The 12068-nt window shown below is 62.0% G+C and carries 15 protein-coding genes and 1 pseudogene; 11 read left to right on the top strand and 5 right to left on the bottom strand.

All coding sequences use genetic code 11. From position 1 onward, the window contains the following. Positions 1 to 18: 18 nt before the first annotated feature. Positions 19 to 276: a hypothetical protein gene (locus ACYVLQ_RS19745; RefSeq protein WP_460698977.1), complete on the bottom strand. Its 258-nt coding sequence runs from the start codon at positions 274 to 276 to the stop codon at positions 19 to 21. 832 nt (positions 277 to 1108) lie between these two features. On the opposite strand from ACYVLQ_RS19745, the gene ACYVLQ_RS19750 reads away from it, so the two are divergent. Beyond that, the gene (locus tag ACYVLQ_RS19750; protein WP_460698978.1) at positions 1109 to 1672 is read left to right on the top strand and encodes a DUF6414 family protein; all 564 of its coding nucleotides are present in this window, start codon (positions 1109 to 1111) and stop codon (positions 1670 to 1672) included. Beyond that, on the top strand, positions 1672 to 2127 hold the full coding sequence (locus ACYVLQ_RS19755) for a hypothetical protein (protein WP_460698979.1): 456 nt from the start codon (positions 1672 to 1674) through the stop codon (positions 2125 to 2127). Before ACYVLQ_RS19750 ends, ACYVLQ_RS19755 begins: the two co-directional genes overlap by 1 nt. Before the next feature lie 214 nt (positions 2128 to 2341). Here the strand turns inward: ACYVLQ_RS19755 and ACYVLQ_RS19760 are convergent, their stop codons facing one another. Further along, entirely contained in the window at positions 2342 to 3142 is an 801-nt protein-coding gene (locus ACYVLQ_RS19760) for a hypothetical protein (protein ID WP_460698980.1), read from the bottom strand. 268 nt (positions 3143 to 3410) lie between these two features. Next, a complete protein-coding gene (locus ACYVLQ_RS19765) occupies positions 3411 to 3560 on the bottom strand; it encodes a hypothetical protein (protein WP_460698981.1) in 150 nt (49 codons plus the stop codon). 322 nt (positions 3561 to 3882) lie between these two features. Between ACYVLQ_RS19765 and ACYVLQ_RS19770 the strand changes: the two genes are divergently transcribed. From ACYVLQ_RS19770 to ACYVLQ_RS19785, 4 genes are read left to right on the top strand one after another with little or no spacing between them, the layout of a single operon-like run. Then, entirely contained in the window at positions 3883 to 4629 is a 747-nt protein-coding gene (locus tag ACYVLQ_RS19770; RefSeq protein WP_460698982.1) for a hypothetical protein, read from the top strand. Positions 4630 to 4667: 38 nt separating this feature from the next. Further along, positions 4668 to 5921 (top strand): hypothetical protein, encoded by a 1254-nt coding sequence (locus tag ACYVLQ_RS19775; protein ID WP_460698983.1) that lies wholly within the window; start codon positions 4668 to 4670, stop codon positions 5919 to 5921. Further along, entirely contained in the window at positions 5905 to 6321 is a 417-nt protein-coding gene (locus ACYVLQ_RS19780; protein WP_460698984.1) for a hypothetical protein, read from the top strand. The genes ACYVLQ_RS19775 and ACYVLQ_RS19780 overlap by 17 nt, the downstream gene beginning before the upstream one ends. A gap of 10 nt (positions 6322 to 6331) precedes the next feature. Beyond that, a complete protein-coding gene (locus tag ACYVLQ_RS19785) occupies positions 6332 to 6850 on the top strand; it encodes a hypothetical protein (RefSeq protein ID WP_460698985.1) in 519 nt (172 codons plus the stop codon). A 278-nt stretch (positions 6851 to 7128) separates the two neighbouring features. On the opposite strand, the gene ACYVLQ_RS19790 is transcribed toward ACYVLQ_RS19785, so the two are convergent. After that, positions 7129 to 7740, bottom strand: coding sequence for a TetR/AcrR family transcriptional regulator (locus ACYVLQ_RS19790; RefSeq protein ID WP_460698986.1), 612 nt, complete (start codon positions 7738 to 7740; stop codon positions 7129 to 7131). Between the two features lie 180 nt (positions 7741 to 7920). On the opposite strand from ACYVLQ_RS19790, the pseudogene ACYVLQ_RS19795 reads away from it, so the two are divergent. The 4 genes and pseudogenes from ACYVLQ_RS19795 to ACYVLQ_RS19810 all read left to right on the top strand — a co-directional run. Further along, a pseudogene (locus ACYVLQ_RS19795) lies at positions 7921 to 8292 on the top strand (SDR family NAD(P)-dependent oxidoreductase); the annotation flags it as partial. 68 nt (positions 8293 to 8360) lie between these two features. After that, entirely contained in the window at positions 8361 to 8669 is a 309-nt protein-coding gene (locus ACYVLQ_RS19800) for an SDR family oxidoreductase (protein WP_460698987.1), read from the top strand. A 107-nt stretch (positions 8670 to 8776) separates the two neighbouring features. After that, positions 8777 to 9721, top strand: a complete 945-nt coding sequence (locus tag ACYVLQ_RS19805) for an SDR family oxidoreductase (RefSeq protein WP_460698988.1) — start codon at positions 8777 to 8779, stop codon at positions 9719 to 9721. Positions 9722 to 9815: 94 nt separating this feature from the next. Continuing rightward, positions 9816 to 10631: an SAM-dependent methyltransferase gene (locus ACYVLQ_RS19810; protein WP_460698989.1), complete on the top strand. Its 816-nt coding sequence runs from the start codon at positions 9816 to 9818 to the stop codon at positions 10629 to 10631. A gap of 302 nt (positions 10632 to 10933) precedes the next feature. Here ACYVLQ_RS19810 and ACYVLQ_RS19815 read toward each other — a convergent pair whose 3' ends face one another. Then, on the bottom strand, positions 10934 to 11440 hold the full coding sequence (locus tag ACYVLQ_RS19815) for a hypothetical protein (protein WP_460698990.1): 507 nt from the start codon (positions 11438 to 11440) through the stop codon (positions 10934 to 10936). Between the two features lie 474 nt (positions 11441 to 11914). On the opposite strand from ACYVLQ_RS19815, the gene ACYVLQ_RS19820 reads away from it, so the two are divergent. After that, positions 11915 to 12058 carry a GntR family transcriptional regulator gene (locus ACYVLQ_RS19820; RefSeq protein WP_460698991.1) on the top strand — a complete coding sequence of 48 codons (144 nt, stop codon included), beginning with the start codon at positions 11915 to 11917 and terminating at the stop codon, positions 12056 to 12058. Positions 12059 to 12068: the final 10 nt, after the last annotated feature.

Here is a 12068-nt window from a genome sequence, read left to right on the forward strand (position 1 = left end):
GGATGCTCGCCGCCAACATCACTGAACCCGAAACCACCACTTGTACCTACTGACACGATCGCTACCGGCACCCTGCGTTCCCGGCGCGGTGTCACGCCGGTCTCCAGGCACGGTGTCGTGGGGATGTTCGTCGACCTGGGCCCAGTAGCCGGGCGCGTAGTACCGGGCCCGATTGTTGCCCGTGATCGCCAGTGAGCCGCTGGGACCGATCCCGAAACGGTAGCCACGGCCGTAGGTGACGACGCTCGAATCAGCCAGGTACACAGTGAAAGTCATGCAGGCAGGCTATCGGCGAAGCCCATCGGCCACATCGGGTTTCCGAAGCAGCCGCAGAGGTATGGCGACGAATGATGGGACGGTCTGCCCCGTCCGGTCGACCCATGGTGGATACTTCGCCGACAAGACACCGAGTCGAGTCGGGAGACAGAAATACTCGAAGAGGATGCACCAGCATTCCGGAAACTTCGAGAAGGCCTTTCAACAAAAGGCGCAGGTACCGCGACGGAGCATTAGAAATCATCGCACAAGAACATAACGCGGATCGCCGCAGCATTGGCCATAACAAAGGACCCGCGTCGATAGCCGTTCACAAGACGTCGACAATAGCAGTTAGTGAACTAATATTGTTCATGCGAGCACAACGAGAATTACGAGCACAATATGTCCGAATAGAAAGTCCGAATATGACTGGGGTCAAGTGGTCGCAGGTTCAAATCCTGTCAGCCCGACAGAGCAGAAAGCCCCTCTGACCATCGTCGGGGGGCTTTTCTAATTTGCCGACCACGCGCAGAGCGGGACCGTGGGTGCTTCGACGGCTGGTCACCAGCCCCGGCGATCTCCCGACGATCCGGATGGATGTACCGCTCAGCTGTCCGGCTGTCGGCGTGCCCGGCGGGGCCTCCCGCAGTTCGACCGGCAGCCGCCCGCTGCAGCCAACGGCTGGGTGCTGTTGGCCGCTGCTTCCTCCTGACGGCGGAATAAGGGGGCCAGTCGCCACCGTCCCCTAATCACAGCGGATTCGACGGGCCAAGCTGCAATACTAAAGTATAGTCGCAATCCGCAGCTGGGCCCCCAAACCCAACACCAGCTTTAGCAAAGGCGAATTTTAGTGGACGTACTTCGTGAATATCTTTACGTGGACCTCGAGAAGGTAAACGGCCTCGCGAGTCAGGTTTTCGACGGGCTACCTGAAGCGATCGAAGAATCACTGAAGAAGGGAACTCGCACCCAGCTAGCAAATCGCAATATCGGACATGTTGGAAAAGATCGCGAATCAGACCTGATGGAGCGACGAGTCCTCGCCGACGCGACCTTTCCGCGGCTCGAGTTAGATCTCGAAGCTCAAGGATATCTCCACGATATCAGCGATCAGACGCAAGATGGAAAGGACTTCACATCCGGTAAATTGCTGGGCAAATATCCAGCCGGAAGTCTCGTGCGAATTACATCACAGGGCAGGCTTGTCGATCCACGATATTTCGCGCGTACCATAGCGGGATTCGCCACAGCAGCAGAGGGCTTCGGTCTCGTCGGAGCCAAGGCCCCGGATCCCCTCATTCGACCAGCAGGATCGGGAAATCGGCGTAAGAACAAGGATCGCCCCAGCAGCGGAGGCAAGATTCACCGCCGTCACTGGAGGACCAGATTCCCGACCTTCCACCTGATTCAATAGTGTCTCAATTCACCGATAGCGCGCAGTTACGTGGGATGGTCAAGGTGATGCGTGGCCTGTACCCAGAAGGCGTTTCTATGTTGTTGAGTCCCGCCGGAGTCCAGGGGCCGGGAATAACGCTACGCCTGCAGGAAGGGCGTCAATACTTGGACGCCGAATCGGACGTACTCTTTGCCCGATACGGTTTCGGGTTTCAAGATTGGACTGTAGTTGGAACGATTGGATACCATGCCGAGCCGCCGAATAATACCGAAGACGACATCATGGAAGACGTGATGGATGGACAGATGATCCGACGCGGCATGATGACAGCAGCGATAAACAACTTCCTAAATTTCGTCGGCCATATAGGAATGTCGGAAGTCGCACAAGCGCCAGGGTTCTCAATTGTTCCCATTGCCATCTATCGCGCTATTCCCAAGCTCTCCAATTTTCAGCCTTCCGGGGCAGAATAGTAAGTACAGAAAGGGAGAAGGGACGCGATGCATACCTCGTTGCGCGGCCTCCCGGTCGCGTGGCCTGCTGGGTGTTGGCCTGTATTGTGATCCCGCGCCCCTCCAGCGTCGATCGTGCCGATGGCATCCCTCCAGGATGGCCTTCGTCCACTTCTTGACCCATGAGACGCTTTCGGACAAGGTTTCGCCTGCTGAGCGTGGGTGATCTGAGACTTCAGAGGGCCAGCAACAGTTCACCGCGGCACGCATTGTCGTCGATGCGCCGGGCGGTGAGGTGCAGGCTTTGCCCCGCGGACGGTCCCAGGATACCGAGGTCGAAGTTGCCGACTCCGAACAAGCCCGAGCCCTGATTGATGGTGCCGTGCTGGACTTCGCCGTAGTTCTGCACCAGCTCCCATTCGATCACAGCCGGACAGTTGTCGTTCACCTGGAACATGGCCGGACTGTGGGATTCGGCCCATTGCCGTTCTGAACCCCGGTTGATGACGACATCGATGTGGGAGCCCTTGTCGGCGAAGCCCCACACATACGTCACCCCGTCGCACATGTTCTTGCCCAGGCATTCGTCAGTTCGGTCAGGCTGGGTCCCGGTGATGATGGTCGGCGGCTTCGGGATAAGCACGAACGTGAACAAGCCAAGGAAGACCACCATGATCGCGAGCGGAAGCGGCGCGGCAGCCAGCACCCTGAACCCGGGAATGGTGCGCGGCAGGCGTTTGGACACGATGCGGGCGTCGATCACCGCCAAGGCCACGCCGGACAGTTCGATCGACGCCGCAAACATCCCGAGAATCTTGCCCACCTGGTTGCCGCCCACACCCAGCTGCGACACGGCGTAGCCGAGGACCTGGAAGCCGGCCACCGTCATCGCGACCGTGAGGCCGATCGTCGCCCCACGGAGCTCGTCGAGCAGGTCCTGCCGCCGCCAATACACCAGCGTCCACGCACAGATGAACATCAGCAGCAGATGGATCGCGAACGTCAGATGCGGTGCACTCTCACTGAGACCGATCAATGTGCACCCCCACGCGGAATCGGCATCGACTGCACCCAACCGTACCGGGACGCAGTCGCCACCACGGTGTGATCACCCACCCACAGCTGCACAGCAGGATGGCAGCGGCCAGGACCAGTACGAGAGAGCGGACTGAGTCTCGGGTGAATAGCTGGATCACATAGCGTCGGAAGTTCTTCAGGGCGTAGCGCGGATTTCTTTCCAAGAAGGGATGACGGGAAGGCGCGGGGCCGGGCACTTGTCCCGGCCCCGCATCGGCTGTGTCAGATCAGCGGCGGCCTCCCTTCCCGCGGTAGCGCTTCCGGCTGCCCGGAGTGAAGCGCTTGGTGAGCTTCATCTGGATACGGAAGGCCACGTCGGGGAAGACGATCAGGTAGGTGAGCATCAGGAATGCCCACGCCGTCAGCGCCAGTTCCAAGGCGTTCTCCTTTTCCTGAACAGCTTTCCGAGTGGAGAAGCTGAGAAATAGAATTCCAAGGCGGCCAAGCGAGAAATAGGTTTCGATGGCCGGTTCGACACGCGGTTCGAACCCCGGTTCTCGGGATCGACACGCAGTAGAACCGGGGTGCAAATCCGAAGTGGAACACTTGACAGTTTCGAAGAGTGCCAGACCGTCCGTGTCTGTGGTTCGAAAGATCGCTAGAGTCTTTGGTCCACAGTTCTAAGAGAAGCGACCACTAGGTGATGGGATGAATACTCACCGAGTAACGTCGCAGCAGCAAACATGCGATACTCACCACATGGGCCTGGCACCTGTTCGAAACGATCATGAAAAACTGACGAAAGAACTGGAAGACGTGCGTAAGCGCGGAGTCTTCCGCGTGTTCCAGCGCCTCGACAAACAGGGCTCGCTCGAAATTCCGACGTTGTCCAGGATCGTTGCGATGCTGTGCCCAGATCTGTGGAATGGCGGCCACCGCGACGAAGCGCTTGCTTCCGTATTAAAGGCAGCTATGGGCCAGCTTCCGCACGGCTCCCTCCCCGAGTCGCATTCAGACATGAGTTGGCAGCAAGCAGCGTTGATCATGTACCAGATTGTCCCGCTTCCTTCCGCACAAATTCGCCTCGTAGAGAGTCAATATTCGCGCAAACAGGAATACGTCAAACGTGCACGCTACGTACAGGACTATGCATTACCGCCCGACGATGGCGACGCAATCAGCCGGTTAAACAGCCAGATAAAAAGGCAACTAGCAGCCGTCTTACTAGAGAATGAGATCGAAGTGGGCATTCGGAAAGATTCCAGGGTCGATGCTGAATCGGCGACGGCCGATGCTGAACGGTCGGTTGGGACGAGCGATGCATCCGAAACCGCAACCGATGATGTGCAGCAAGAAGCCGACGTTTCTAATGCGTCATCAGAGGCGGCGGAGTCGGTCGCTGAAGCACCGATCCCTGGCATGGGCAGCATGACGGTGAATATCACCAGCGCAGGGCAGGTTACTGCCGGTCCGCATGCATTCCAGATCATTCACAATCACAAATGACCACACGCGGCACTGATGGAGCCGGCCAGCCTGTAAACGTGACCGGTAAGAACATCGTGGTCGGCCCGCACAGCAAGCAGATCGTCCACTTCTGGCGCGATAAACGGACACGCCTTCTTATCGTCGCAGGGATTGTGGTGACAGTGCTGACCGGCGCCACGGTGATCTATGCGCTGCTACCGGATTCGCCCCATCCCGCGCTGGAGCTGGCCGCGCTGGCCGTGGCCCAGCCGGACGAGATCGACGGCGAAGTGACCGGTCTACCCGGTGACCCACCGCAACCATTCAAGATCGGCGCGACCAACGCCGATATCACGCTCAAGAACAACGGCTCGGCTCCAGCGCTGATCACCGCGGCGAAGGTGCAGGTATTGCTGGCCGAACAGCTAGAGGACTGCGCAAAGGCGGGAGCCGGGCCATCGGTCATCAGCGCTCACTACACAGCCAAGCTGCCGATGCCGATGCCATCGCGGCCGTTCGCGGTGAAGCGGGACATGCGGTTCGAGGTCAAGGGAGGATCGGTCGATCGCCTGTCATTCTCGGTCGGACCCGAGCAGCAGAACATCTCGTCATCGAAGCCGTACCTGATCGTCGCTCAGGTAGCACTGATCCACGACGGATCGGCGTCACTCGATATCGGAAACGTCGCCGTGGTAACCAACACCGACGCGATTCGCCGCCAAGCCGCCGAACCCCTCGACATGCAGTGCGTCGAAAGGAACTCCCGGCTGCTGGACTCCGTGTACGAGATCCAAGCCGTCCGTTCGGCCGAGATCGACCACCTCCGCGACCGGTATCGCGAAATCCTCACCCCAGAAACAACTCCAGCGCAGCAGCGCTGTCAGAGCTGGCCGGAATCCTCACAGATCCCGCGACTGTGCGCGACCTACCGTCAACGCGAACTGTCGGTCAGCGTGCACCTCACCGAGCTGCCCGTGGTGGACAAGACAATGATCGTCGTCCGCGTGGACACCGGTCATCCGGATAGTAAGTACAAGCTGGTTGTGGCCCTGCAAACCGGTTCAGGTAGTACACCTGGCCCTCGTTGGCTGTGCAGCGGACTGATACCGAGCCGAGGCACCGAAGATATATGGAGTCCATGTTCACAGTGGACCGAACTCGATCTGAAAACCGATGGCGTGATCGCCCTGAAGACCGAACTCGAGCCGTACTTCACACACCGCGCCCTCACGCTGACCGCCGACTTGAAGCAGCAGACTGGTCGCGGATCGAACATCCTCGTTGCCAGCACACCCGAGGATCGGGGGCTCACCGTTGAACGAGGATACTGAACAGCCGAATCCGCAACAGGTCGATGTGCGGCACGCCAGCCATGTCGTCGTCGGCGGCCCGCACAGCCGACAAGTAATCAACAACTGGCGTCCTCCTCCGGATAAGCGCCCGCCGCACCGGGTGACACCTTGGCTGATCGCCGCAGCCGTATTCGGTGTTGTTGGTCTCCTCGTCGTCTACGCCGTGCTCGTGAACATCCGGAACAACGGCAGTGAGGCGCCTGGCCCCGAGCTGGCGGCCATCGTGACGATGCCCGATCGCGACGGCAACGGCTTCAACACGGTGGTCCCTGGCCGGTACCGGCCACAAGCCAAGTTCATGACCATGTCTGGAGCTGCTGCCGATGACGAATTCGCCAGCGATCTGTACCGAGCGGGCGGCGTGTGTATCTCCGGTTGACCTCGAGCTCGTGCTGACCGGCCAGCGTGACCACGAGATCCGCATTCTGGATATCACTCCAGTCATCAACCGAAGGACCGAGCCGCTGGGTGGCACCGTGTTCATCTTGGGCGGGCAGGGACAGGCCCCGACGATCCCTATGGCCCTGAACTTCGACGAACCGAACCCGATCCCGCGTGAGGGCTCACGCGACCCCCGCAGCGAACTGGTCTTCGGCGAACCATACTTCGACAAGCAGAAGATCACGCTCGAGAACGACGAACGAGAAGTAATTTGGATGCCGCTGCGGGTCACCCGCTCCTCCGTCGAGTTCACCCTCAAAATCACCTACGCCATCGACGCTGACGAAAAGACGATCACCCTCGACAACAACGGCGCCCCGTTCCAGCTCACCGGTTACCGCGGCGACTGGCGCGCGGACACAGTCGACTACACCGCCGCCTACACCATGCGCGGCGACTTCTCGATCTGTGAACTGGACCCCAAGCACATGCATCAGTCCGAAACCGATTGTGCATTGTCCCGATGAATCGACCTAGCCGATACTGCTCAGTGGGACACGACTCGATGAACGTCGGTATCTGCGGCGTTGATGCGTGCCGACGGCTACGAGGTCTCCACCTCGACCGTGCAGCGGGCGCTGCGGCGCAAGGTGTTCCACAATCCGCCGACCAGACGCGCTCGAGTGTGGCAGACCGACTTCAGTGAATTCGAAACCAGCGGCGGTGGCATCTGGCGAATCTGCGCGGTCATCGACTATGCCACCGAATACTGCCTGGCCATCACCGTCAAGGGTCCTGTCGGGTTTCAGGTCAATAGTCCGTGGAGGATGATTTCTGCGATCGCGGCGCTGTCATCGGTGTTTTCGGGTCGGCCGAATCTGCGGGCCCAGGGGTGCTGTCCGTACAGCAGGGCGGGTTTGACGATGGCGAAATGGAAGACATGCCAGGGGATGTCGCGGATGCGCCCGGCGGCGACGAGCCGGTCGAAAACTGGTCTGATGAGTTGATTCAGGGGTTCGGTCAGGGTGAACAGGTAGTCCAGGCGTTCTGATTCGCGGGCGGCCTCGTAGTCGATCACTTGGTTCAGATGGGGGTGATGCGCGCTGACCCGGTGGAAGACCCGAACCGCCTGGGTCAGCCAGTCCAGGTCGTCGTTGGGCACCGATGTCAAGGCGGATGTCAGCTCGGTGGTCAGAATCCGGACCTCGTACGCGATGACCGCCTGCCAGAACGCCTCCTTCGTGCCGTACCGGTCGTGGACGAATGTATGCCCCATGCCGAGGCGGTCGTTGAGTTCGCGCACCGAGACCGACTCGTAGCCCAGTTCGGCGAAGGCCCGCAAGCCCTGGCGCATGAGCTCCGTGTGGTCGGGTGTCCGAATGTCGCGTTTCGGCCTGCCCGGCCCCCGGCGCACCATGTGTCCCTCCTTTGACCTGCTGTTTCCAAATTATCAGACGACTGCCTGATATTATCGTGTCGACAGACCTGGCGTGCCCTGACGGCACTGAACGAGACCGGTCACCACCGACGGCCGTTGGACTGCCAGCACCACCGAGATCGTCGGCGCTGAAGCTATCTACAGAGATGGGAGATAGACGTGACGGATCTGCAGGACAAGGTCGCTGTCGTTACCGGCTCGGCCCGAGGGGTAGGCCGAGCGATCGCGCTGCGCTACGCCTCGCTCGGTGCCCGCGTGGTGATCAACTACGCGGGTAGTCGATGCAACGCGGAAAAGACTGTGCAGGAGGTCGAAGACCTCGGATCGGAGGCGGTCGCGATCCAGGCCGATGTCTCGGATCTGCAGGCTCTCGAGCGCCTGTTCGAGAAGTCGGTGAAGGCATTCGGGAAGATCGACATCGTGGTCGCCAACGCCGGTGTCGAGATCATCGATCAACCTATCGCCGAGGTGACCGAAGAGCAGTTCGATCGCCTGTTCGCCGTCAACAGCAAGGGCGGGTTCTTCACCCTGCAGAAGGCCGCGAAGCACATCGAGGACCACGGCAGGATCATCTACATCGGCTCCAGCACCACCTGCCCATGGCAGGCGTCGGGCTGTACGGCGCCAGCAAGATGGCCAACCGCTACACCGTCGGGGTGCTTGCCCAGGAGGTCGGGAACCGTGGCGTCACGGTCAACGCCATCATTCCCACGCAGATCGAGGGTGCCGGGGTCTTCACCGATCTTCCCGAGGATTCCCCGGTCCGTACCCAGAACGCTGTGCGTCCCCTCGAAGGTCGGCTCGGCCGGCCCGAGGATGTCGCAGACGCCGCGGAGTATTTCGCTGGCCCGCTGTCGCATTGGGTGAGTGGTCAGCTCCTGCTCATCAGCGGCGGATTTCCGGGATAAACCCATGGCAGCGGAACCACCCGAAGGGGCGCACCTGGCCCCTGCGCGATCCCGACGCGGAACCACCGGAACCACACCCTCCCTACCAGTGCGATAGGAGCGAATATATGGCACGCAAGCCGATCGACATCACCGTTCCCGATCTTTCCGGGAAGCGCGCCGTCGTCACCGGAGCCAGCGACGGCATAGGCCTCGGGATCGCGACGAGACTCGTCTCAGCCGGCGCCGAAGTACTACTGCCCGTTCGCAATCCGCGCAAGGGCGACGCGGCGATCGCCACGATCCGGAAGACGGCACCGAACGCGGACGTGTCGCTGCTTGCCCTCGACCTGTCGTCGCTCGAGTCCGTCGCTGACCTCGGCGAGACCTTGCGGCAGGACGGTCGCCCGATCAGCATCCTCATCAACAACGCCGGTGTCATGACCCCACCCGACCGGCAGACGACCGCCGACGGGTTCGAGCTCCAGTTCGGCACCAATCACCTCGGCCACTTCGCCCTGGTGGCCCACCTGCTGCCGCTGCTACGCGCCGGACAGGCACGCGTGACCTCCCAGATCAGCATCGCGGCCAACCAGCACGCCATCAACTGGGACGACGTGAACTGGGAACGCTCCTACGACGGCGACGGCGCCTACAGCCAGTCCAAGATCGCGGTCGGGCTCTTCGGGCTGGAGCTCGACCGGCGCAGTCGGGCCGATGGCTGGGGTATCACCAGCAACCTGTCCCACCCTGGGGTCGCTCCGACGAACCTGCTCGCCGCGCGCCCCGAGGTCGGCCGCACCAAGGAAACTCCGCGCAGGAAGTTCATCAGCGCCATGTCAGCACGGGGCCTCCTCTTCGGAACCGTGGAGACCGCGAAACTCCCCGCCCTGTATGCCGCGACGGTTCCCGACGCCCGCGGCGGCCGACTGTACGGACCGAAAGGCCCCGGTCACCTCGGCGGCCTACCCGCCGAGCAGAGGATCTACTCCCGTCTGCGCAGCACCGACGACGCCCAAAGAATCTGGCGACTCTCCGAAGAACTAACAAAGGTCACCATCCCCAACGACTGAGATATTCAGCTCAGCAGCTTTGGCCACCGCACACGCAGCGTGCAACCCTTAGAATCAACAGCGGCGATAGCGAAGACGCAACAGGATGGAGGCGATGTCTGTGGCCGAGCCGGAGCTGGTGAACCTCGACGTCGAACGAGCGCACGGCGCCCGGATCTACGATTACATCCTCGGCGGCAAGGACAATTATGAATCCGACCGCACCGCCGGCGACGAATCGCTGAAGGTATGGCCCGCGCTACGGGTCCACATGCAGGCCAACCGTGCCTTCATGCATCGTGTCGGCCGCTTTCTGGCTGCCGAGCGCGGTATTCGCCAGTTCCTCGATGTCGGCACCGGTATACCCACCCAGCCGAATCTGCACGAGGTCGTCCAGGCCGTGGCGCCCGACGCCCGCATCGTCTACGTCGACAACGACCCGATCGTGCTCGCCCACGCCAGGGCCTTGATGACCAGCACCCCCGAGGGACGCACCGCCTACATCGACGCCGACATGCGCGAACCCGAAGCCATCCTCGCCGCCCCGCAACTGCGTGACACCCTCGATCTGAACCAGCCGATCGGGCTGCTGCTGATCGCGATGCTGCACTTCATCGAGGACGACGACGAAGCCCTCCGGGTCGCCCGCCACGTCATCGACGTATTGCCGCCGGGCAGTTACTTCGCCGCCACGATTGCCACCGACGACTTCGCCCCGGAACCGCTGGCCAAGGTCCGCGACCTCTACCACTCCCACGGCGAAACCCTGCGGTGGCGGACCAAGGCACAGGCCGAGCAGTTCTTCGACGGACTGGAGTTGGAGGAGCCGGGCTTGGTGCAGATGCACAAGTGGCGTCCCGACGCTATCCACATCGGCACCATCGCCGATGCCGACATCGCGATGTACGGGGCGGTGGGTCGCAAGCCGTGACGTCGGGCCGCTGCGCCGTTCGACCTCGGTGAGCAGCACTGTCTCCAGATGCCCCCTGATGATCTCCATATCCAGGCAGATGGCCAGCGACTGACGGATGACACTCGCGAACAGCGCTGCGGCGCCACGGCGGTGGCGGCGCGAAAGCCGAGGGTGAAGGTGGTCCGCGCCGCGCGACGCATCTGGGTTATTCGGGCGAGTAGTAGGTGCCTTTGCCTGCGATGTGGGGGTTGCTGGTGGTGATGGTGACGTCGATCCATCCGGGTCCGGTGTCGGGGGTCCAGGCCTGCCATTGCCCGTGGTCAGTTGTAGGAGCAGAGCCATTCGGTGCCGTAGTGCTCGGCGTTTCCGCCCTCGAGGTGTACCCAGCGGCCGCGGCCGTCGTCGCCGCAGGCTGCGCCCGCGACGGGGCCGTCGTTGTTCGGCGGGACGGTGGTGGTCGGCGCCGGGGCCGGTGGATTGGTTTCGGTATTGGCCCCGTGGTTGGGGTTGGTGCAGATGGTGCCTTCACAGGGGACCCAGGTGCCGTCGCCGTTGGGGCTGGGGATGGCGTTGGGGCCGATGTAGCTCCCGGGTGGGCAGCTCGAGTCCTGGTTCTTGGCGCAGTATTCGGCGCCCGGTGTGGTGTGGTGGGTCGTGGGTGCCGGTTGCGGGGGTTGGGTCGGACCGGGCTGGGGCGCGTTGTGCGTGGTCGACGCCGGCACCGAAGTAGTCGCCGTGGGGGTGGGTGTGGTGGAGGAGTCGTTGGAGCAGGCGGCGAGGGCGAACGCGGCGGCGAGGCCGCACAGGCACACAGCGAGACGTTTCACGAAATTGCTCCCTTGCTCGAAGTGGAGAGCTGGAATGGTGTGGACGCCAATGGGTTCCGGAGTCGACGCTCAGAACGGGGTGGTGATCCAGAGGGTGGTGCCGCGTCCCAGGCTGCCGGGTCGGTGACATCGCGGAAGTAGTCCGAGCACGGGTGCCATTCGTGCGGCGGTACGGCCGAGGCAGCCGGAGCGAGCGCGACGGCCACACCGGCGGTGAGGCTCACGAGGGTTGCGGTAGTGGCCAGGAGTCGTTTCACGACTGTCCCCTTTCTCGGCGTGTGCCGGAAGTCTGTCGATCAATCGGGTTGAATGGGGTCCCCCGGGCTCATGAGTCCCCCTTTCCTGGTCGTCGATGCAGTCTTCTTCACGACCGAACAATGGTAGCCAACTGTATGCTGAAATGGTCGTCCGATACAGACGTGGTCGACATGACCAAGCCGATGCGGCAATCCACGCTCTCCCAGCAGATTGCGGATGAGTTGCGCTCACGTATCGCGGCGGGGGGCGTGGCCGGTCGGGACCAAGATTTCCTCCGAACCGGAGCTGGTGGCCGCGCTCGGGGTGAGCCGCAGCACCGTCCGTGAGGCGGGCGACGCCCGAGACACCTTGCGGTGCTGAGCGCCACCTG

Source organism: Nocardia thraciensis (assembly GCF_054782435.1).